This is a genomic window from Streptosporangium pseudovulgare (assembly GCF_014648055.1).
Taxonomy (GTDB): domain Bacteria; phylum Actinomycetota; class Actinomycetes; order Streptosporangiales; family Streptosporangiaceae; genus Streptosporangium; species Streptosporangium pseudovulgare.
In genome coordinates this window covers 659,208-679,922 of sequence record NZ_BMQJ01000001.1, presented here as the reverse complement: position 1 = coordinate 679,922, position 20,715 = coordinate 659,208, and the positions used below count along the sequence as shown (strand labels likewise).

The 20,715-nt window shown below is 72.6% G+C and carries 17 protein-coding genes; 8 read left to right on the top strand and 9 right to left on the bottom strand.

What is annotated here, in order from left to right; all coding sequences use genetic code 11:
* Positions 1-55: 55 nt before the first annotated feature.
* From IEZ10_RS02960 to IEZ10_RS02935, 6 genes are read right to left on the bottom strand one after another with little or no spacing between them, the layout of a single operon-like run.
* On the bottom strand, positions 56-1,660 hold the full coding sequence (locus IEZ10_RS02960) for a fused response regulator/phosphatase (protein ID WP_189245088.1): 1,605 nt from the start codon (positions 1,658-1,660) through the stop codon (positions 56-58).
* Positions 1,653-3,344, bottom strand: coding sequence for an ATP-binding response regulator (locus tag IEZ10_RS02955; RefSeq protein ID WP_189244838.1), 1,692 nt, complete (start codon positions 3,342-3,344; stop codon positions 1,653-1,655). The genes IEZ10_RS02960 and IEZ10_RS02955 overlap by 8 nt, the downstream gene beginning before the upstream one ends.
* The gene (locus IEZ10_RS02950) at positions 3,341-4,351 is read right to left on the bottom strand and encodes an ATP-binding protein (protein WP_189244837.1); all 1,011 of its coding nucleotides are present in this window, start codon (positions 4,349-4,351) and stop codon (positions 3,341-3,343) included. Before IEZ10_RS02950 ends, IEZ10_RS02955 begins: the two co-directional genes overlap by 4 nt.
* Positions 4,339-4,722 carry an anti-sigma regulatory factor gene (locus IEZ10_RS02945; RefSeq protein WP_189245087.1) on the bottom strand — a complete coding sequence of 128 codons (384 nt, stop codon included), beginning with the start codon at positions 4,720-4,722 and terminating at the stop codon, positions 4,339-4,341. The genes IEZ10_RS02950 and IEZ10_RS02945 overlap by 13 nt, the downstream gene beginning before the upstream one ends.
* Positions 4,723-4,736: 14 nt before the next feature.
* Positions 4,737-5,117, bottom strand: coding sequence for an STAS domain-containing protein (locus IEZ10_RS02940; protein WP_229810877.1), 381 nt, complete (start codon positions 5,115-5,117; stop codon positions 4,737-4,739).
* On the bottom strand, positions 5,117-6,001 hold the full coding sequence (locus IEZ10_RS02935) for an STAS domain-containing protein (protein WP_189244835.1): 885 nt from the start codon (positions 5,999-6,001) through the stop codon (positions 5,117-5,119). The genes IEZ10_RS02940 and IEZ10_RS02935 overlap by 1 nt, the downstream gene beginning before the upstream one ends.
* An 810-nt stretch (positions 6,002-6,811) precedes the next feature.
* Between IEZ10_RS02935 and IEZ10_RS02930 the strand changes: the two genes are divergently transcribed.
* The 5 genes from IEZ10_RS02930 (at position 6,812) to holA (ending at position 13,917) form a co-directional block, all read left to right on the top strand.
* A complete protein-coding gene (locus IEZ10_RS02930; protein ID WP_189244834.1) occupies positions 6,812-8,020 on the top strand; it encodes an amidohydrolase family protein in 1,209 nt (402 codons plus the stop codon).
* Between the two features lie 207 nt (positions 8,021-8,227).
* Positions 8,228-9,076 carry a DegV family protein gene (locus IEZ10_RS02925; RefSeq protein WP_189244833.1) on the top strand — a complete coding sequence of 283 codons (849 nt, stop codon included), beginning with the start codon at positions 8,228-8,230 and terminating at the stop codon, positions 9,074-9,076.
* 260 nt (positions 9,077-9,336) lie between these two features.
* The gene (locus IEZ10_RS02920; protein ID WP_229810876.1) at positions 9,337-10,167 is read left to right on the top strand and encodes a ComEA family DNA-binding protein; all 831 of its coding nucleotides are present in this window, start codon (positions 9,337-9,339) and stop codon (positions 10,165-10,167) included.
* A gap of 65 nt (positions 10,168-10,232) precedes the next feature.
* On the top strand, positions 10,233-12,590 hold the full coding sequence (locus IEZ10_RS02915) for a ComEC/Rec2 family competence protein (RefSeq protein WP_229810875.1): 2,358 nt from the start codon (positions 10,233-10,235) through the stop codon (positions 12,588-12,590).
* 355 nt (positions 12,591-12,945) lie between these two features.
* The gene (holA, locus tag IEZ10_RS02910) at positions 12,946-13,917 is read left to right on the top strand and encodes a DNA polymerase III subunit delta (protein ID WP_229810874.1); all 972 of its coding nucleotides are present in this window, start codon (positions 12,946-12,948) and stop codon (positions 13,915-13,917) included.
* A gap of 107 nt (positions 13,918-14,024) precedes the next feature.
* On the opposite strand, the gene rpsT is transcribed toward holA, so the two are convergent.
* Both rpsT and IEZ10_RS02900 read right to left on the bottom strand, forming a co-directional pair.
* Positions 14,025-14,297: a 30S ribosomal protein S20 gene (gene rpsT / locus IEZ10_RS02905; RefSeq protein ID WP_189244831.1), complete on the bottom strand. Its 273-nt coding sequence runs from the start codon at positions 14,295-14,297 to the stop codon at positions 14,025-14,027.
* A 148-nt stretch (positions 14,298-14,445) separates the two neighbouring features.
* Positions 14,446-15,444 (bottom strand): glycoside hydrolase family 18 protein, encoded by a 999-nt coding sequence (locus IEZ10_RS02900; RefSeq protein WP_189244830.1) that lies wholly within the window; start codon positions 15,442-15,444, stop codon positions 14,446-14,448.
* A gap of 30 nt (positions 15,445-15,474) precedes the next feature.
* Here IEZ10_RS02900 and lepA point away from each other — a divergent pair, with 30 nt between their 5' ends.
* The gene (gene lepA / locus IEZ10_RS02895; protein ID WP_229810873.1) at positions 15,475-17,358 is read left to right on the top strand and encodes a translation elongation factor 4; all 1,884 of its coding nucleotides are present in this window, start codon (positions 15,475-15,477) and stop codon (positions 17,356-17,358) included.
* Positions 17,359-17,483: 125 nt separating this feature from the next.
* Positions 17,484-18,695 carry a radical SAM family heme chaperone HemW gene (hemW, locus tag IEZ10_RS02890; protein ID WP_189244828.1) on the top strand — a complete coding sequence of 404 codons (1,212 nt, stop codon included), beginning with the start codon at positions 17,484-17,486 and terminating at the stop codon, positions 18,693-18,695.
* An 18-nt stretch (positions 18,696-18,713) separates the two neighbouring features.
* Here hemW and IEZ10_RS02885 read toward each other — a convergent pair whose 3' ends face one another.
* Positions 18,714-19,529, bottom strand: a complete 816-nt coding sequence (locus IEZ10_RS02885; protein ID WP_189244827.1) for a DUF3097 domain-containing protein — start codon at positions 19,527-19,529, stop codon at positions 18,714-18,716.
* Between the two features lie 160 nt (positions 19,530-19,689).
* Here IEZ10_RS02885 and hrcA point away from each other — a divergent pair, with 160 nt between their 5' ends.
* Positions 19,690-20,703: a heat-inducible transcriptional repressor HrcA gene (gene hrcA / locus IEZ10_RS02880; protein ID WP_189245084.1), complete on the top strand. Its 1,014-nt coding sequence runs from the start codon at positions 19,690-19,692 to the stop codon at positions 20,701-20,703.
* Positions 20,704-20,715 lie beyond the last annotated feature (12 nt).

The following is a 20,715-nucleotide window of genomic DNA, read 5'->3' as shown; positions in this document are numbered from 1 at the left end:
TCCTCGTGCGGTCCCGGCCGGTCCTCGTGCGGTCTCAGGCGGCCTCCGTACGGTCTCAGGCGGCCTTCGTGCGGCGGAACGCCACGAGGGCGACGTCGTCCTCGCGGGCGCCGAACTGCCGGATCAGCCGGTCGCAGAACGGCTCCAGGCCCTCGTCGGACGCCTCGGCCATGGACCGAACGATCTCCAGGCTCTCGTCGAGCAGCTTGTCGCGGTCCTCGATGAGCCCGTCGGTGAACATCAGCACGGACTCCTCCTCGCCCAGGGTGAGCCGGTCGACGCGGTAGGTCTCGTCCGCCACCCCCAGCAGCAGGTTGCCCAGACCGTGGTAGCGGGTCTCGCCGCCGATCAGCAGCGGCGGGATGTGTCCCGCGTTGGCGATCTCCATTTCGCCGGTCGCGGGATTGATCAGGACCAGGCACACGGTCGCGGTCATGCGCCGGTGGTAGCACCGCAGCACGTTGTTCAGCAACGCCATGGACGCGCTCAGGTCCACGGGGCCGAGCAGGGAGGCGCGCAGCGCGTGGCGGAGCTCCGCCATGACCGTCGCGGCCACCAGGGAGTGCCCCTGCACGTCGCCGATGGCCAGCAGGACCTGGTCGCCCAGCCGCAGCACCTCGTAGAAGTCGCCGCCGACCTCGACGTTGTCGACGGCCGGCTGGTAACGCCAGCTGATCTCCAGCCCCGGGGTGTCCGGGATCCGAGCCGGCAACAGGCTCCGCTGCAGCGTCAGGGCGATCGCGTGCTCCTCGGCGTAGGCGCGCAGGGCGTCGGCGGTGAGGGCCAGGGCCTGGCCGAGCTGACGCAGGATGTTGGTCTCGTCCGGGTCCAGCGGCGGGGCCGCGTACACCCCCAGGCAGACCGGCGGGCGGCCGACCTTGGTCCGGCAGAACACGGCCGTGGCATCGCCGCCGCCGTCGCCGTCATCGCCGCCGCCGACGCCGGCGTCGGGCATCAGCTGCAGCCACTCCTCCGCCGGGGCCGTGAACACCTGGGTCCCCGCGGCGTTGCCCAGCGACATCGCGCCGATCCGGAGCAGCAGGTCGGGAGCGACGGCCTTGGAGACGGCCACGGTGGACGGCGGCGTCGCGACGAACCTGCGGGTCCGGCCGTCCGGCGGGATCGCCAGCGCCCCGGCGCGCCGGCCGAGGATCCGGGAGGCGCCCTCGACGGCCGTGCTCAGCAGGGCCTCGAAGGTGTCGGCGGAGTTCATCTCCAGGGTGACCTCGGTGAGGGTCGCCAGCCGGTTCGCCATCCGCTCGGCCCGCTGCCGGGCGCGGTAGTAGCGCAGCGTCGCCTCGACCGTGGCGGCGAACTCGTCCGGCTCGACCGGCTCGGCGAGGTAGGCGTCGGCCCCGCGTTCCAGCCCCTGGGTCCGGTCGGCGGGGGTGATCGCCGCCCCGGAGATCTGGATGACCGGGATCGAGGACGTCGCCTCGTCGGCCTTGATCCGCTCGCAGACCTCGTAGCCGCTCATGTCGGGCAGCCGTACGTCCAGGACCACCAGGTCGGGGCGGAGGTCCCGGACCTTGCCCAGCGCCTCCACGCCGCCGGTGGCCTGCAGCACCTCGTGCCCGGAGCGGCGCAGCCAGCTGGACAGGATGTAGAGCTTGGTCGGTGTGTCGTCCACGACCAGCACGGTCGCCGGTCCGTCAGGCATCGTCACGCCCCAGAGCCTCTCGTACGGTCTCCAGCAGGTTTTCCTTCCGCAGCCCCTGCTTGGACAGGACCCTGCTGACGCCCTGGGGGTACTGGTGGGAGGTCGCGAGGGTCACGACGATCACCGGCACGTCGCGGAGCCGCTCGTCGGAGGCCATCCGCTCGATCAGCGCCGCGCCGTCGAGGCGGGGCATGAACAGGTCCACCAGCGCGAGGTCGGGCCGCTCGTGCGCCATCATCTCCAGCGCGACCTCCCCGTCCGGGGCCTCGTCGACGTGGGCGGCGAACCCGGCGAGCATGCGCCGTACGGTGGCCCGGAACTCCTCGTTGTCGTCGACGACGAGCACCCGCCCGACCACCGGCTCCCCGTCCTGCCGGTGCGGCAGCCGTACGGTGACCCGGGTGCCCTCGCCGAGGGCGCTGTCCAGTTGGAGCGTGCCACCCATCGCCTCGGCCAGGCGGCGCGCGTACGGCAGGCCGAGGCCGGTGCCCTTCACCCGCACCTGGATCGGTCCCGGGACCTGGAAGAACTCCTCGAAGACCCGCTCCAGGTGCTCCTCGGGGATGCCGACGCCGGTGTCGGTCACGGTGAAGACCATCTCCTGGGTGGGGGCGTCGGCCCGCACGCCGAGCCTGACCTCGCCCTCCTGGGTGAACTTCAGCGCGTTGGACAGCAGGTTCCGCAGGATCCGGGTGAGCATCACCTCGTCCACCAGCATCTCCGACGCCTCGCCGGGGATGTCCACCGAGAGCGCGATCCGGTCGTTCCCGCTGGTGGGGTGCAGCGTCATCCGCAACCGCTCGGTCAGCGCGACGAGGTCGACCCGGGACGACTGCGGTTCGAGCCGCCCGGACTCGGCCTTGGCCATGTCGAGCAGCTCGCTGACCATCGTCAGCAACGTCTCGGCCGAGGAGCCGATGAGCTGGACCTGGTGACGCTGCTCCTCGGCCAGCGGCTCGCCCCCGGGGCCCACCAGGAGCCGGACGAGGCCGATGATCGAGTTCAGCGGGGTGCGCAGCTCGTGGCTGACCGTGGCCCAGAACCTGTTCTTGGCGTCGCTCGCCGCCCGGAGCTGCCGGGACTTCTCGTCGAGTTCGGCGTACAGGGCGACCACGCCGCGGTTGGTCTCCTCCAGCTCCTCGGAGAGCTGGTTGTACAGGGCGACCACGCCCTGGTTGGTCTCCTGGAGCTCGGCGTTGAGCTGCAGGACCTCCTGGAGGGTCTCGGCGAGCTCGCGGTTCTGCTGCCGCAGCTCGTCGACGGCGGTCGCCGGTGTCAGCCTGGCGAGCCGCGCGCGGATCTCCGCCACCGAAAGGTCGGGCCGCCCCGCGGGAAGCCGTTTCAGCATCTTCACCCGTCCCCCGGCGGGGTCGAACTCGATCTCGTCGAGGAGACGCCCCGCCAGCGTCACGCCGTCCGCCGACCGGAAACCGGCTGCCGCGGGAAGATCAATGGTCACGACCAGGGCCTCGCCGTCCAGCAGGAACGCGGCGTACGCCTCGCGGCCCTCGCCCAGCACCTCCCGGCTGATCTCGCTCAGCGCGGTGGCCACCCGGATCTGGTCCTGGGGGGCCAGCCCGACCGCCTCCGCCGCCTCGCGGCCGAGTTTCCGCATGACGAAGATGTCGGAGTCGTCGCGGACGCGGATCCGGATCAGCTCCTCGCCGGTCGTCCGGCCCGTCATGTGCCGGTCCTCACCGCGACCACGCAGGCGTCGTCCCTGCGGGTCCCGGCGTCCCGCAGCAGCGTGGCGGCGACGACGGAGGGGGAGCGGGTGACGAGCCCCGGGTAGGAGGTGATGTCCCAGCGGTCCGACAGCCCGTCGGAATGGAGCACGACCACGCCTTCCGGCGGCATGTCGTATTCGTACTGGCGCAGGGTGCGGGCCTGGTGCCCGGCGATGCCCGGCACCGAGATCATCCCCTGGCGGCCGTCCTGGGACGCGATCCAGGCGGAGACGTTGCCGAGCCCGGCGAAGGTGATCCTGCCCGCGGCCCGGTCGACGTGGGCCACCGCCGCGGCGCCGCCCCTGGTCTGCCGCATGCCGGCGTGCAGCCGTTCGAGGAGGGTGACCGGGGGCCGGTCCGCGTCCTGCAGGAACAGCCGCACCGCCTCCTGCGACGCCTGGGCGGCGAAGTCGCCGTGCCCGAGCCCGTCGCAGAGCATCACGGTCGTCGTGGCGCCGGTCTCGACGACCGCGAACGCGTCGCCGCAGACCATCTCCTCGCCGATGGGACGAGTGACCCCGCTGACCCGGGCCTCGGGCCGCGGGGCGCCACGGGTGGCGAAGTACATGCCGAGCACAGTGCCCCGGCCGGGCATGGAGTGAACCTCGTACCCACTGGCCATGCGGGCGATGCCGCCGAGGCCGATGCCGAGGGTGCCCGTGGTGGAGTAACCGTCGCGCAGGGCGCGGGTGACGTCGCGCATGCCCGGTCCCCGGTCGAGCGCGACGACCTCGATCGCCTCGGGCAGCTCCGGGTGCGGCCGGATCAGCATGACCCCCTCGACCGCGTGCTTGACCAGGTTGGACGCGGCCTCGCTCACCGCGACCGCGACCCGTCCGGCGTCCTCCTCGCCGAACCCCCGCCCCTCGGCGAGCGTGACCGCGACCCGCCGCAGGGCGCCGATCGCGCTGGCGTCCTCGGCCCGCAGCCAGGTGTCGTTCTGGGAACGGATCACCTTGCCCATTTGGTCACCGTCACCAGCGTCCCCTCGCCGGGAGCCGATTTGAGCTCGAACTCGTCCATCAGCCGGCGTGAGCCGCTGAGTCCGAGCCCGAGTCCGCCGCCGGTGGTCCACCCGTCGGTGAGCGCCTGGTCGAGGTCGGGGATACCGGGGCCGTCGTCGCTGAAGGCGAGCCGCAGGCCCCGTCGCACGCCGTTGTGCACGACCTCGATCCGAACCTGCCCGCCCCCCGCGTAGACCAGGGCGTTACGGGCCAGCTCGCTGGCCGCGGTCACGACCTTCGTCTGGTCGACGAGGGAGAGGCCGACCTCCACGGCGGCGGTCCTGACGCGCTGGCGGATCAGCACGATGTCGCTGTTGCCGTGGATGGGCATCTCGGCGGGGGTGGTCACCGTGTTGCCGTGGCGATCTCGGAGCCGTCGATGTGGTTCAGCAATGCGACACCCTTTTCAAGGTTGAGGGCGGTGCGCACGCCGCCCAGCGAAAGGCCCAGCTCCACGAGAGTGATCGCCACGGCGGGCCGCATGCCCACGACGACCGTCTCGGCGTCGAGCATGCGGGAGATGGCCGCGATGGTCGCCAGCATGCGGCCGATGAACGAGTCGACGATCTCCACGGCGGTGATGTCGATGATCACACCGCGGGCGCCGGTCTCCACCACCTTGTTCGCCAGGTCCTCCTGGAGCGCGAGCACGCTCTGGTCCTGGAGGTCGATCTGGATGGAGACGATCAGGATGTCGCCGAGCTTGAGGACGGGTACGCGATCCATCATTCCTCCACGGTCCGCAGGGCGACGCGGGACCCGCGATTTCTGACGATCTCGACGCCGCTCTCGCGCAGCGCGTGGGCGAGGGCGTCGGCGAGCGTGGCCTTGGTCACGATGTCGCCGAACTCGATGCCCAGCGTGACGATGGTGTGGGCGATCTGCGGGCGGATGCCGGAGATCACGCACTCGGCGCCCATCAGCCGGGCCGCCACCACCGTCTTGAGGAGGTGCTGGGCGACCTGGGTGTCCACCGCGGGCACGCCCGTGATGTCGATGACCGCGTGCTCGGAGCCGGTGTCCACCAGCGTCTGCAGCAGCTTCTCCATCACGACCTGGGTCCTGGCCGAGTCGAGCGTGCCGACCAGCGGCACGGCGACGATGCCCTCCCAGAGCTTGACCACGGGGGTGGAGAGCTCGAGGAGCTGCTCGGCCTGGTCGAGGATGATCTTCTCTCGGGTCGCGCTGTAGGTCTCCATGGTGAAGAGGCCCAGGTCGTCGACGAGCCGGGAGAACCAGAGGAAGCCCTGCAGCGCCTCGGAGGAGCCGTCATCACCGGTGCTCTCGTAGACCGCCTCCTTCAGCCCGAACACCACGGTGGCGGTCTCGGTCGGGGTGAAGCCCTGGCGGGCGCGGTTGCGGGAGAGTTCGGCGAGGAGCCCGCGCAGTTCGCTGGACTCACCCGGCCGGCCGGAGTCGCCGAACGACCGGACGAGGGCGTTGTAGAGTTCACGAAGCTGACCGTTGAGGTTCCCACGGTCGACGTGCCCGCTGGAGGAAGCTCCCGCTATCTCAAGCCAACGCCTGAAGATCTGGTCTTCGTTCGTGGCAAGAAGTGTTTCGATGCGATGCCGACCGGCGTCCGCGGAGACCGACAAGGTAGCTCCCATGCTTACAGCTGACGGGTGGTTCCACGAAAGATTACATGCTAGGCCCCACTTCGATGGCATTTTTGCTGGTAGGGGGGCTTGGCGCAGGAGGAGGGGGCGCGCCGGGGCCGTCGCGCGGGGCCGTCGTGGCGTCCTCGGTCCTCCGCCGTGCGGAGCCGTACGCGCGGGATGGTTCCGCGGCGTGCGGGCCGTCGCGCCGGGTGGTTTCGCGCCGCAGGGGTGACCGTTTCCGGTCACGCGCCGGAGGCGTCCTCGTCGCCGCGGATGCTCAGACTAGATATTCCGCCGACTGCATTTCAATGGTTCCTCTTGCGGTCGGCGGCCTCTATGGAATGGACTGAGGGTCCCAAGGAATCGTACAGAAGTTATTAAAAGCGACATTTTCTCGCCAGGGGCGGGGTCGCCATGATAAAAACTTCGGCAAGACAGCACGCCGGAAGGTGGTCCGGGGTCCGCTGTTACGGATGAGGAAAAAGTGGCCTGAGCTGCGAGAGGGCCCCCGACTCCGGGTGCGGCCACCGGGCCGGCCGGTAGGCGGTGGTCACGGTGAAGCGGCGTTCTTCCCAATTAGCCTGTACAGCAAGCTCACTTGTGAAATAACGTAACTGAACTGAAATCGCCTGATCATGATCCCGGCGCCACCGCCGCCCCACCAACGAGCAAGCGGATAAGAGCAGGAGACCCCCCGATGTCGTCCGGATGCACAGCGGTCCCGGCGGGCACGGCGTCCGGCATCGGCCGGGGCGGCCCGGTCCGGCCGCGAGAGGTCTCCTCCCCGACGCCTTCCCCCGCGCACAAGGCGGTGATGCGATGACGGTCCGCCTCCTGACCAACATCGGCCGGCTCTGGACCGGCAACGACGTCTGCAGCAACGGCGCGATCCTCGTGCACAACGACCGGATCGCCTGGGTCGGCCGCGCGGCCGACCTCCCGCAGAGCGTCCCCGGTGTGGTGGACGACATCGTCGACGTCGACCACGTGGAGAACCTCGGCGGCGCGCTGGTCACCCCCGGCCTGATCGACGCCCACACCCACCCGGTCTACGCGGGCAACCGCTACGCCGAGATGGCGATGCGCTCCAGCGGCTCGTCGATGTCCGCGATCACCGCCGCCGGCGGCGGCGTCGGCTCCACCGTCACCGTGACCCGCGGCACCGACCCGTGGACCATGTGCAACGGCGTCCGCGAGCGCCTGCGCGAGTGGCTGCTCAGCGGCACCACCACCGTCGAGGCCAAGACCGGCTACCACCTCACCCGCGACGGCGAGCTGGCCGACGTGCGGCTCCTGCGCGAGCTGGAGAAGGAGCCGATGATGCCGCGCGTGCACGTCACGTTCATGGCCGCGAACGTCGTCCCCCCGGAGTACTTCGGCCGCCAGCGCGACTACGTCGAGGCCGTGGGCTCCTGGTGCGCCGACGCGGCGGCGGCCGGGGCCGACAGCGTCGACGTCTACTGCGACGAGGGCCACTTCACCACCGACGAGGCCCGCTGGGTGCTCGCCTCCGGCCGCAACGTCGGCCTGCTGCCCCGCATCCACGCCGGTGCCCACAGCCGCCGCGGCGCCGTGCAGCTCGCCGCGGAGATGGGCTGCGCGTCGGCCGACCTGCTCCACCACACCTCCGACGACGACATCGCGCTGATGGCCAGATACGGCGTTCCCGCCGTGGTCTGCCCGGGCACCGCCCTCCAGCACGGCAGCCTGCCCCCGGTGCGCCGGATGCTGGGCCAGGGCGTCACGGTCGCACTCGGCAGCGACCACAACCCCGGCCACTGCGGCATCACCTCGATGTCCCTGGTCATCAGTCTCGCCGTGGCGGCCTTCGGTATGAGCGTCGGCGACGCGCTCCGCGCGGCCACCCTCGGCGGGGCCACCGTCCTGGGCGCCCCCGACCGGGGCGTCCTGGCACCCGGACGACTGGCCGACATCGTCCAGTGGGACGCCGACCACGAGGGCGCCTTCGCCTGGGCCTTCGGCCTCAAGCCCCGCCGCGTCTGGCGCGGCGGAGTCCCGGTCCAGTGACCGTCCCGGTCCGTTGATCGGGCTGCTCCGGTGGTCGGGGCGGTCCGGTCACCGGGCTGCTTCGGTGGTCGGGGCGGTCCGGTGAGCGGGGTGGTCCGGTGGACGGGCCGATCCAGTGATCAAGGCGGTCCGGTCACCGGATCGCCGCCCGCCGGGTCGGGCGACGGCGCCCCGCATCCGGCCGGTCCCGCCGGGTAATCTCGGCATATGCCGCCATCGGTCGCCGTCGTCACCGACTCCACCGCCTACCTCCCCGAGGAGGCGGTCTCCCGTCTGGGGATCACCGTGGTGCCGCTGCAGGTCGTCGTCGGCGGCAGAGGACTCGACGACGTGGCCCAGATCGACGGCGCGGGGATGAACGACGCGCTCGGCGAGTGGGCTCCGGTGACGACCTCCAGGCCCGCGCCCCAGCGCTTCGCGGACGCCTACGAGGCCGCCGCCGCGCGGGGCGCGGCCGGGATCGTCTCCATCCACCTGTCGGGGGAGATGTCCGGCACGGTCGAGGCGGCCCGCGCCGGGGCCGAGGACTCGCTGGTGCCCGTCGAGGTCGTCGACAGCCGGTCGATCGCCATGGGTCTCGGCTTCCCCGTCCTCGCCGCCGCCGAGGCCGCCGCGCGGGGCGCCAGGCGGACCGAGGTGGCCGACGCCGCCCGCCGCCGCATGAAGGCGACCCGCACCTTCTTCTACGTCGACACCCTCGAACACCTGCGCAGGGGAGGCCGGATCGGCGCGGCGGCCACGCTGCTCGGCTCCGCACTGCGGACCAAGCCGCTGCTGCACATCGCCGACGGCGTGATCGTCCCCCTGGAGAAGGTCCGTACCGCCTCCCGGGCCATCGCCCGCCTTGAGGACCTCGCCGTCCAGGCCGCGGGGAGCGGCCCGGTGGACATCGCCGTCCAGCACCTCGCCGCGGAGGACCGCGCCGGCGCCATGGCCGCGCGGCTGCCCCAGCGCGTCCCCGGGCTCGCCTCGGTGACCGTGGTGGAGGTCGGCGCGGTGATCGGTGCCCACGTGGGCCCCGGCATGCTCGGCCTGACGGTCTCCCCGCACTGCTGAGCCTCTTACCGCCCCGTCGGTCGTCGGCCCGCGGGACTCCTCACCGCCCCGTTGGTCGTCGGCCCGCGGAATTCCTCACCGGCCCGCCCTCTTCTTCCGGCTTCCTCCAGCGCCGGACCTCGGGAGCCCGCGTTCCCCGAGGCACCGGGACCGGGCGAAACCGGGTGGGGCTTTTCCACAGGCCGCCTGGGAGAGCGGGTTATCCCCAGAACGGGATTCGGCGCGGATTCGGCCGGTGAGGCCGCCGTAGCGTCCCGGATGTGCGGATCACCGACCACGACACCGAGCGATTCCGGGCCGAGTCACGGCTACGGGCGCTGACGGCGCCCGGCCCCACCGTCCCGCCCCCACACGTCCCCCCTTCCGCTCCCTCCTCCTTCCAGGCCCTCCGTACGGCCGTCGCCGCGCAGGCCCCCGCACTCGCACCGAGCGGTCCCGGCCTGCGCCTGCTCCTCCTCGTCGCCCTGGCCGCGGCCGTCGCGGGCGGTCTCTACGCCTGGCGGTCCCAGCCCGAGCCCGAGCCGCTCACCCCGCCCGTCCCCGTCCCCGTCTCCGGCGCTCCGCTCGTGGCTCCGGCGCCCTCACCTCCCTCCGCGCCGCCCGACCTCGCGCGGCAGGGCTCGCAGCCTCCGGGGCCGGGTGCCGCGGGAGCCGGTCGGGCACCTGGAGTCGTCCCCGAGGTCGTGGTCCACGTCACCGGCAAGGTCCGCCGTCCGGGTGTGATCACCCTGCCCGCGGGTTCCCGGGTCACCGACGCGGTCCGGGCCGCCGGGGGCGTCCGCCGAGGGGCCGGCACCGGCCACCTCAACCTCGCCCGCAGGCTCGTCGACGGCGAACAGATCGACGTCGGCGCACCGGGACCCGCCACCGCGCCGCCGGTCGGGGTCGATCCCGCGGAGGCCGTCATCGACCTCAACACCGCCACCCCGCAACAGCTCGAACAGCTGCCGGGCGTCGGCGAGGTGCTGGCCCGCCGCATCGTCGAATACCGCGACGGCCACGGCGGGTTCCGCGCCGTAGAGCAGCTCCGCGAGGTCAGCGGCATCGGCGACCGGAAGTACGCCGAGATGAAGGACAGGGTGCGGGTTTGACACGAATTCTCAACCTGAGGGACCGGATGAGTGGTGTGGCGCGGATTCTCGGCCGGAGGGACCGGATGAGTGGTGTGGCACGGATCCTCGACCGGACTCCGCGGCTCGCCCTGCCCGCGCTCGCCTCGTGGGCGACCGCTCTCGTCCTTCTCGGCTGCCCGGCCCCGGCGGGCGCCGTCACCGCCGTGCTCGCCGCCGCGGCGGCTCTCGGTACGGCCACGGGCGCGCGTGTGCTGAGAGTGCACCCCGCCTGGCGGAACACGGTCCTCGCGGTGCTGGGCTGCGTCGCCGCGGTCGCCGGGACGGTGGCGTTCCGGGTCCACGCCGTCGGCACGGGCCCGGTGGCCGAGCTGGTCAGGAGCGGAGCCCCGGCGGGGATCGAGGCGGTGCTGACGGGCGACCCCCGGGAGCTGCCCCGGCGCGCGGGCCCCTACCGCGGGGAGAGCTTCGCGGTGCCCGCGAGGGTCGAGTCGGTCGAGACGGCGCACGGCAGGATGTCGCTGCGCGCCCCGGTGATGCTGCTCACCACGGGCGGGGAGTGGCGGCCGCTGCTGCCCAGCCAGCGGGTCGCCGTCCGGGGCCGGTTCGTCCACGCGGACTCCGCCGAGTTGCTCGCCGCCGTGGTGCTCGTGCGCGGGCCGCCGCGGATCCTCGGCGCGCCCTCCTGGGAGCAGCGGGTGGCCGGGGCGCTCCGCTCCGGCCTGCGGGAAGCCGCCGCGGTGCTGCCGCCCGACGAGCGCGGCCTGCTGCCCGGACTGGTGGCCGGTGACGTCTCCGGGATGGACCGGCAGGTCACGGCCGACTTCAAAGCCGCAGGGCTCAGCCACCTCACCGCGGTCTCCGGAGCCAACCTGGCGATCGTGGCCGGAGCGGCGATCGCCCTGGCCCGTGTCGCGGGACTCCCCCTGCCGGCCAGGGCGGTGCTCGCGGCGGTGGCCATGCTCTCCTTCGCCGTGGTGGCCCGGCCGTCGCCCAGCGTGCTGCGCGCCCTCGTCATGGGCCTCGTCGCGGCGGTGGCGCTGGGTACCGGCCGGTCCCGCGACGGGGTGGCGGCCCTGTCGGCGACGGTCCTCGGGCTGATCCTCTTCGACCCCGTCCTCGCCCGCTCCTACGGCTTCGCGCTGTCGGTCTGCGCCACGGGCGGCATCCTGCTCCTCGCACCGCGCTGGCGCGACCGCCTCGCCACCCGGCTGCCCCGCTGGGCCGCGGAGGCGATCGCCGTGCCCGCGGCGGCGCAGGCCGCCGTCACCCCCGTGCTGGTCCTGATGGCCGGACAGCTCGCACCGGTGGCGATCCCGGCGAACCTCCTCGCCGGGCCCGCCGTCGCGCCCGCCACGCTGATCGGGTTCCTCGCCGCGCTGGTCGCACCCGTGCAGATGGACCTCGCCCGGCTGCTGGTCCGCCCTGCGGGCCTGGCCACCGGGTGGATCATCGCGGTGGCCGGGCGGGCCGCCGGGCTCCCGCTGGGGGTGATCCCGTGGCCGGGCGGCGTGCCAGGTCTGGTGGCGCTGGCCGTCACCGTGCCCGTCGCCGTCCTGGTGCTGCGTCACCGGCGGCCGCGCCTGGTCGTCCTCGCCCTGGCGGTCGGCGCGGCCGCCGCAGCGGCCGTGGCCGGGCCGGCCGTGTCCGGCTGGCCGCCCGAACGCTGGCTGCTGGTCGCCTGCGACGTCGGCCAGGGAGACGCCCTCCTGGTGGCCGCCGGCCCCGGGCGGGCCGTGGTGGTCGACGCCGGGCCCGATCCGGTGTCCACCGACCGGTGCCTGCGGGCCATGGGGATCCGCCAGGTGCCGCTGGTCATCCTCACCCATCCGCACCTCGACCACATCGGCGGCCTGGACGGGGTCCTCCGGGGGCGCGAGGTGGGAGCGGTGGTCGTCACCCCGTACGGGGGATCCGGGCCCGGGCGGCTCCGGCTGAGCGGTGACCTCGCCCGCCGGCGGATTCCCGAGTGGGCGGCGCGGCCGGGCGTGAGCTGGACCTTCGGCCCCTCCCGGCTCACGGTCATCGGCCCGCCGGAGGGCGCGTCCGCCGCCGGCGGAGGGGAGGAGACGGCCGTGAACAACGCCAGCGTCGTGGTCCACGTGAGCTGGGCGGCGGGGTCGGCGCTGCTCAGCGGGGACGCCGAGACGGAGGCCCAGGCGGAGCTGCTGCGGCGGGGCCTGCCCAGGGCCGACGTTCTCAAGGTCCCCCACCACGGGTCCGCCAGGGGCGACCCCGGCTTCCTCGCGGCCACCGGTGCCCGGGCCGCACTGATCAGCGTCGGGGCGGGCAACGACTACGGCCACCCCGCCCCCGCGACCCTGGCCCGGCTCAGTCACCTGGGCGTGCGGGTCTACCGCACCGACCTGTCGGGGGACCTCGCCGTGGTGGCAGGGAAGGACGGCCTGGCGGTCGTCGTCAGAGGACGCGGACCCCCGCCGTGAGGTTCCGCCGGGCGCCTCCCGGCGGCTGTCTCAGGCCGGAGCCGGAACCGGAGCCGGAACCGGAACCGGAGCCGGAAGCGGGACTGAGACCGGAGCCGGGGGCGGGGCCGGGCGGCGGAACTCGGTGTTCACGTCGGCGGCGTAGACCGAACGGCCGCAGCACGCGCAGCGGTACACGACGGGCCCCTCGTCGAGGGGCGACCCGCAGCGCGGACAGGTGTTACGGCAGACGGCGGAGCGCATCATCATTCATCCCCTTCGGCTGCTCCACAGCGTGCCCGAGAACGACCGCATCCGGGTTGCGAACGGCTTGCTGATTGCGATTCGGTCACCCGCACGTGGCATGCTGCTGGGCATGGCGGCGAACGACCCGGCACGGGTGACACTGGTGGTCGGCGACGAGGAGTTGCTGGCCGATCGCGCGGTGGGCGAAGTGATCGCGGCGTGCCGTGCCGCCGACCCCGGCGCGGAGGTCCACGACCTGGTCGGGGCGAAGGTCGAGCCGGGGGAGCTGACCCGGTTGTCCTCGCCGTCGCTGTTCGGCGGCGGGGCCGTGGTGGTGATCCGCTCCGCCCAGGACCTCGTCAAGGACGTCGTCACCGAAGTCGTCTCCTACGCCGCACACCCGGCCGAGGACACCGTGCTGGTGCTCGCGCACGCCGGCGGGGCCAAGGGAAAGGCACTGGCCGACGGCGTCAGGAAGGCCGGCGCCCACGTGGTCACCGTCACCAAGCTGACCAAGCCGGCCGAGCGGCTGGCGTTCATCAGGACCGAGATGAAGCGGGCAGGGCGGTCCATCGGCGCGGACGCGGCGGCCGCGCTGCTCGACGCGGTCGGCAACGACCTGAGGGAGCTGGCCGCGGCCTGCAACCAGCTCGCCTTCGACACCCCCGGCAAGACCATCGACGAGGCCGCCGTCGCCCGCTACCACCGGGGGCAGGCGGAGGTCAGCGGGTTCACCGTGGCCGACTCGGCGGTGGAGGGCCGGCTGGGGGACGCGCTGGAGCAGCTCCGCTGGGCGCTGGCCACCGGCACGGCCCCGGTCCTGCTGGTCAGCGCGCTCGCGGGGGGCCTGCGCTCGCTGGCCAAGGTGGGCGGCGCTCCGCGCAATCTGCGGGGCGGGCAGCTCGCGAGCCACCTCGGCATGCCGCCATGGAAGATCGACCGGACCAGGAAGCAGCTGAACGGCTGGGGCCCCGAGGGCATCGCCCGCGCCCTGCAGGCCGTCGCCGCGGCCGACGCCCAGGTCAAGGGCGGCGGCGCCGACCCGGCCTACGCGCTGGAGCACTTGATCCAGACCGTCGTCGCCAGCCGTACCGGCCGGTAGGTCCCGTTCCGCGGATCTCCGCGGTCGGCGGGGCGGGACGCGGGGTGGGCCGGAAACGCCGGAGCGCCGCGGCCCCGAGGGGACGCGGCGCTCCGAAAGAACCGGGATTACTTGGCGGCCGACAGGGCGGCGACGCGCTGGGCGATCGCCGACTTGCGGTTGGCAGCCTGGTTCTTGTGAATGACGCCCTTGCTGGCGGCCTTGTCCAGCTGGCGGGAGGCGGCGCGCTGCAGCGCGATGGCCTCGTCGACGTTGCCCTGCTCGGCGGCTTCGCGGAACTTGCGGACCGCCGTCTTCAGGGACGACTTGACAGCCTTGTTACGCAGCCGGGCCTTCTCGTTCTGCCGGTTGCGCTTGATCTGGGACTTGATGTTCGCCACGAAGAAGCCTCGGTGAAAGTTGTCGGAGTGGGGCGCGCGGGCAGAGAGGGCGCGCCACACGCAGTTGAACAGGCTACCAACGGACCGGACGATCGCTCAAATCGACAGCCGGGTCAGAAGGATGCCTGGCAAGCTTACCCTTCTTCCATCAGGGTCGGAACCAGAACCGCCGGTACTCCTCCCAGTCCTGGTCCGTGGCGGCGAAGTCCACGTACAGCGCCAGCCCGAACCGCTCGCGGCGCTCGCCGTGGGCGGTCAGCGCCAGCCGCGCGCCCCGCGCCGCCGTCGCGACGCTCTCGGCCCCGTCGGACCACGACGCGCCGTGGTCGTGGTAGGCGGGCGCGCCGATGAGCAGGGTCTTGTCCGAGGGCACGAGGTCCAGGGCGAAGACGGCCTGCCGTACGACGTGGCCGCCGTAGAGCAGCTCGGAGGGGAGGAAGGAGTCGTAGGTCATGATCGCGACCTGGTCGACGCGGGCCGCGACCTGCCGGAAGTAGGCCGGCGACCAGTACTTGTCGTGGCCGATGACGCCCCGCACCACCGGCCGGGTCAGCGGGAACGGCTCGATCTGCGGGGTGGAGGTGGACAGCGGGCCGTCGCCGAGGACCGGGCGGGTGCGTTCCAGCAGGTCCAGGAAGTCGGCGTCGCCGTCGCCGACCGGCTCGAAGTTGTAGTGGACGCCGTCGAAGCCCAGCGCCATGACCGAGCGCGCGCTCTCCACGACCCGGTCCCGGGTGGCCCGGTCGTCGAGGTCCAGGAAGCCGTCCACCTTCTGCCCGAGCCACGCCGACACCCGCACATCCGGCAGCTCGGCGTGCCACCGCTTCACGAAGTCGCGCGCCCCTGGACTCCGGTCGGGCAGCGAGCCGTCGGCGTTGAACGGCCCGGTGTGGACGTACACGTCCCTGATCCCGGTCCGGCGCAGCCGGTCGGCCAGGCGCCTGAGGTCCGCCGCGCTCTTGCGGCCGTCCACCCAGGCGTGGCCCAGCCACAGGGCGTCGTGGCCGCTCGTCTTCGCCCAGGACGCCGGGGTCCCGGTAAACTGCAGGGTGAGGGTGGCCGCGGCCACCCCCGGGAGCACAAGGAGGACGGCCGCCACCACCGCGAGAAACCGCAGGCCGCGCCGTGCTCTGGTCCGGGCAATCACCCGGACATGTCACCATGGAAGACGGCTGGGATGCCAGCCGTAGATCACGTCAATACTGCGAAACGGACACCGGTGCGCATTCAGCCTGGCCAGACCGATCCCGCGGTGATCCGCAATTTCTGCATCATCGCGCACATCGACCACGGCAAGTCCACCCTTGCCGACCGCATGCTGCAGATCACCGGCGTGGTCGACGACCGCTCCATGCGCGCCCAGTACCTCGACCGGATGGACATCGAGCGCGAGCGCGGCATCACCATCAAGTCGCAGGCGGTCCGGCTGCCGTGGAAGGCCGGCGAGACCGACTACGTCCTCAACATGATCGACACCCCGGGGCACGTCGACTTCACCTACGAGGTCTCCCGGTCGCTGCAGGCGTGCGAGGGCGCGATCCTGCTGGTCGACGCGGCGCAGGGCATCGAGGCGCAGACGCTGGCCAACCTCTACCTGGCGATGAACGCCGACCTGACGATCATCCCGGTGCTCAACAAGATCGACCTGCCCGCCGCCCAGCCGGAGAAGTACGCCGCCGAGCTGGCCCACCTCATCGGCTGCGAGCCGGAGGAGGTGCTGAAGGTCTCCGGCAAGACCGGCGTGGGCGTCCGGGAGCTGCTGGACCACGTGGTCGAGAAGGTGCCGGCCCCGGTCGGCGACGCCGACGCCGCCGCCCGCGCGCTGATCTTCGACTCGGTCTACGACACCTACCGCGGCGTGGTCACCTACGTCCGCGTCATGGACGGCCACCTGGGCAAGCGCGAGCGCATCCAGATGATGTCCACCGGCGCCTCGCACGAGACGCTGGAGATCGGCGTCATCTCGCCGGAGCCGAAGATCGCGGACAAGGGCCTGGGCGTCGGTGAGGTGGGCTACCTCATCACCGGCGTGAAGGACGTCCGCCAGTCGCGGGTCGGTGACACGGTGACGTCGGCCGCCCGGGCCGCCACCGAGGCGCTCGGCGGCTACGAGCACCCCAAGCCGATGGTCTTCTCCGGCCTCTACCCGATCGACGGCGACGACTACCCCGAGCTGCGCGAGGCCCTGGACAAGCTCCAGCTCAACGACGCCGCCCTGGTCTACGAACCGGAGACCTCCGCCGCCCTGGGCTTCGGCTTCCGCTGCGGCTTCCTCGGCCTGCTCCACATGGAGATCGTCCGCGAGCGCCTGGAGCGGGAGTTCAACCTCTCGCTCATCTCCACCGCGCCGAACGTGGTCTACCGGGTGATCATGGAGGACGGCAAGGAGGTCGACGTCACCAACCCCTCGGAGTTCCCCACCGGCAAGGTGGACAAGGTCTTCGAGCCGGTGACGAAGGCGACAGTGCTGGTCCCGTCGGAGTTCATCGGCGCCATCATGGAGCTCTGCCAGAACCGCCGGGGCGCCCTGCAGGGCATGGACTACCTGTCCGAGGACCGCGTCGAGATCCGCTACACCATGCCGCTCGGCGAGATCATCTTCGACTTCTTCGACCAGCTCAAGTCCCGCACCCGCGGCTACGCCTCGCTCGACTACGAGCCGTACGGCGAGCAGGAGGCCGACCTGGTGAAGGTCGACATCCTGCTCCAGGGCGAGGCCGTCGACGCCTTCAGCGCCATCGTCCACAAGGACAAGGCGTACGGCTATGGCGTGGAGATGGCCAAGAAGCTGCGCGAGCTCATCCCGAGGCAGCAGTTCGAGGTGCCGATCCAGGCCGCGATCGGCGCCCGGGTCATCGCCCGCGAGAACATCCGCGCCATCCGCAAGGACGTCCTCGCCAAGTGCTACGGCGGCGACATCTCCCGTAAGCGCAAGCTGCTGGAGAAGCAGAAGGAAGGCAAGAAGCGGATGAAGATGGTCGGCCGGGTGGAGGTCCCCCAGGAGGCCTTCGTCGCCGCGCTGTCCACCGAGTCCTCCTCCTCCGACAAGACCAAGAAGTAGGGTCCCCGCCGCCCGCCGCCGGGGGAGCGGCGGGCGGGGTCCCGGCGGTCGGCGCGTACGACGAGGCCGCCCGGCCGGTGGGGGCGCGGTACCGGGCATCCGTCCCGGGGCGGCAGACTTGACCCGTGCCATCCACACTTCCCGACGGCGACCCCGTACCGGCCTCCGGCCGGCTCCCCGGCAGCGCGCTGCGCGGGCTCGGTGAGCGGCCGTTCGGCTTCTACGTCCACGTGCCGTTCTGCGTGACCCGCTGCGGCTACTGCGACTTCAACACCTACACCGCCTCCGAGCTGGGGCCCGGCGCCTCGCACGCCGACTACGCCGCGACCGCCGTCGCGGAGGTGCGGCGGGCGCGGGCCGTCCTCGGCGACGCGGACCTGCCGGTCGAGACGGTGTTCTTCGGAGGCGGCACCCCCACCCTGCTGCCCGCGGCCGACCTGGTCCGCATCCTCGGCGCCATCGACGAGGAGTTCGGGCTCGCCCCCGGCGCCGAGGTGACCACCGAGGCCAACCCCGAGTCGGTGGACCGTGCCTACCTCGCCGGGCTGCGCGACGGAGGGTTCACCCGGGTGAGCTTCGGCATGCAGAGCGCCCGCGAGCACGTGCTGCGGGTGCTGGAGCGCCGCCACACCCCGGGCCGGGCGGCGCACGCCGTACGGGAGGCCAGGGAGGCCGGGTTCGACCACGTCAACCTCGACCTGATCTACGGCACGCCCGGCGAGAGCGACGACGACTGGCGGGCCTCGCTGGCCGCGGCGATCGAGGCCGGGCCCGACCACGTGTCGGCCTACTCGCTGATCGTGGAGGACGGCACCCGCCTGGCGGCCAGGATCAGGCGCGGCGAGCTGCCGATGCCCGACGACGACGTGGCCGCCGACCGCTACCTCATCGCCGACGCCATGCTCGCCGAGGCGGGCTTCGACTGGTACGAGGTGTCCAACTGGGCGACCTCGGAGGCCGCGCGCTGCCGGCACAACCTCCTCTACTGGACGGGCGGCGACTGGTGGGGCGTCGGTCCCGGCGCGCACAGCCACGTGGGCGGCACCCGCTGGTGGAACGTCAAGCACCCGGCCGCCTACGCCCGCCGCCTGGCCGAGGGCGTCTCACCCGCCTACGCCCGCGAGGTGCTGTCGGCCGAGGACCGGGCGGTCGAGCGGCTGATGCTGGAGCTGCGGCTCGCCCAGGGCTTCCCCCTGGCGGAGATCGAGCGGCCGCCGGTGGTCGCCCGGGCGCTGGCCGACGGGCTGCTGGAGGTCGAGCCGTTCAAGGCGGGCCGGGCGGTGCTGACGCTGCGCGGCCGGCTGCTGGCCGACGCCCTGGTCCGCGACCTCACCTGACCGCGCCGGGCACCGGTCTCAGCCGTCCTCCTGCGGGACGGTCACGAAGTCGATGAGCCGCTCGACCGGGCCGAGGAGTTCCGGCTCCAGGTCGGCGTAGGTGGTGACCGAGCCGAGGATGCGCCGCCAGGCGTCGGCCGGGGCGAGGTCCCAGCCCAGGGCGGCGACGACCCCCTCCTTCCACGGCACGCCGCGCGGCACCCGCGGCCAGGCGCCGATGCCCAGCACCGACGGCTTGACCGCCTGCCAGACGTCCACGAACGGGTGCCCGACGACCAGCACGTACGGCGAGGCCACCCGGTCGGCGATCCGGCTCTCCTTGGACCCGGCGACCAGGTGGTCGACCAGCACGCCCAGGCGGCGCTCCGGGCCCGGACCGAACTCCTCGACGATCTCCGGCAGGTGGTCCACCCCTTCGAGGTACTCCACCACCACGCCCTCGACGCGCAGGTCGTGGCCCCAGACCTTCTCCACCAGCGCGGCGTCGTGCACGCCCTCGACGTAGATCCGGCTCTCCCTGGCCACCCGGGCGCGCAGGCCCTCCACGGCGATGGAGCCGGAGGCGCTGCGCCGCGGGGCGCGGGGCGCGGCGGCCGGCCGTACCAGGGTCACGACCCGGCCCTCCAGCAGGAACGCGGCCGGCTCCAGCGGGAAGACGCGCCGCCGCCCGAACCGGTCCTCCAGGGTGACGGCCTCCTTGTCGCAGGCCACCACGGCGCCGCAGAAGCCGCCGTCGGCGTCCTCCACGACCAGGTCGATCTCGGCGGGGACCTGCGGGATCGTCCCCCTGCCCGGACGCCGCCAGTCACCCGCCAGCACGTCGCGCTCGTACACGCCGGCCGCACCTCCTCGCACCTCGCCGATCAAGGGGACGCTAGCAAAGGGCCGTCGCCTTATCGCACCCCGTCGGCAAGAGCCGTACACTTGGCACTCGGGAACACAGAGTGCCAGACTCCGCGTTCCCGGTTCGGCGCAGGGCAAGGAGGTGAGCACGTTGGTCGATGACCGCAGGCTTGCGGTGCTTCGGGCCATCGTCGAGGACTACGTGTCCACCAACGAGCCGGTGGGGTCGAAGGCGCTCGCCGAGCGGCACAATCTCGGCGTCTCGCCCGCCACCATCCGCAACGACATGGCGGTGCTGGAGGAGCAGGGATACATCGCCCAGCCGCACACCAGCGCGGGGCGGGTGCCCACCGACAAGGGCTACCGGCTGTTCGTCGACCGGCTCTCCCAGGTCAAGCCGCTGTCGGGCGCGGAGCGAAGGGCGATCGAGAGCTTCCTCGCCGGCGCGGTGGACATCGACGACGTCGTGACCCGCACGGTGCGGCTGCTGGCGCAGCTCACCCGCCAGGTCGCCGTGGTGCAGTACCCCACGCTGACGCACTCCACGGTCCGGCACGTCGAGCTGGTCCCGCTGAGCGAGCGCCGGCTGATGTTCGTCCTCATCACCAACACCGGCCGGGTCGAGCAGCGCGTCGTCGAGCTGCCCGAGGTGGTCGACGAGACCCGCGTCGCGCACCTGCGCGCGACGCTCAACGCCTCCCTCGACGGCTGCGGGCTGACCGAGGTCCCCGACAGGGTGGCCGATCTGCCCTCGCGGCTGCCGACCGAGGACCGCCCGCTCGCCGCCACGATCCTGTCGGTGCTGCTGGAGTCGCTGGTCGAGCGGCACGATGAGAAGATCGTCTTCGCCGGGGCGGCCAACCTCGCGGGAGCCGACCTCAGCGTCGGCCTCCGCGACGTGCTGGAGGCCCTGGAGGAGCAGGTCGTGCTGATGCGCCTGCTCGGAGAGACCTCGGACCTGTCGGCGCTGACGGTGCGGATCGGCTCGGAGAACCCCTACACCGGTCTCCAGGGCACGTCCATCGTCGTCGCCGGGTACGGTTCGGGGGACAAGCAACTGGCCAGGCTCGGCGTGCTGGGCCCGACGCGAATGGACTACCCGGTCACGATGGGCGCGGTGCGCGCGGTGGCACGCTACGTCAGCCAGATCCTGGCTGCATCCTAAGAGGTCAACTAA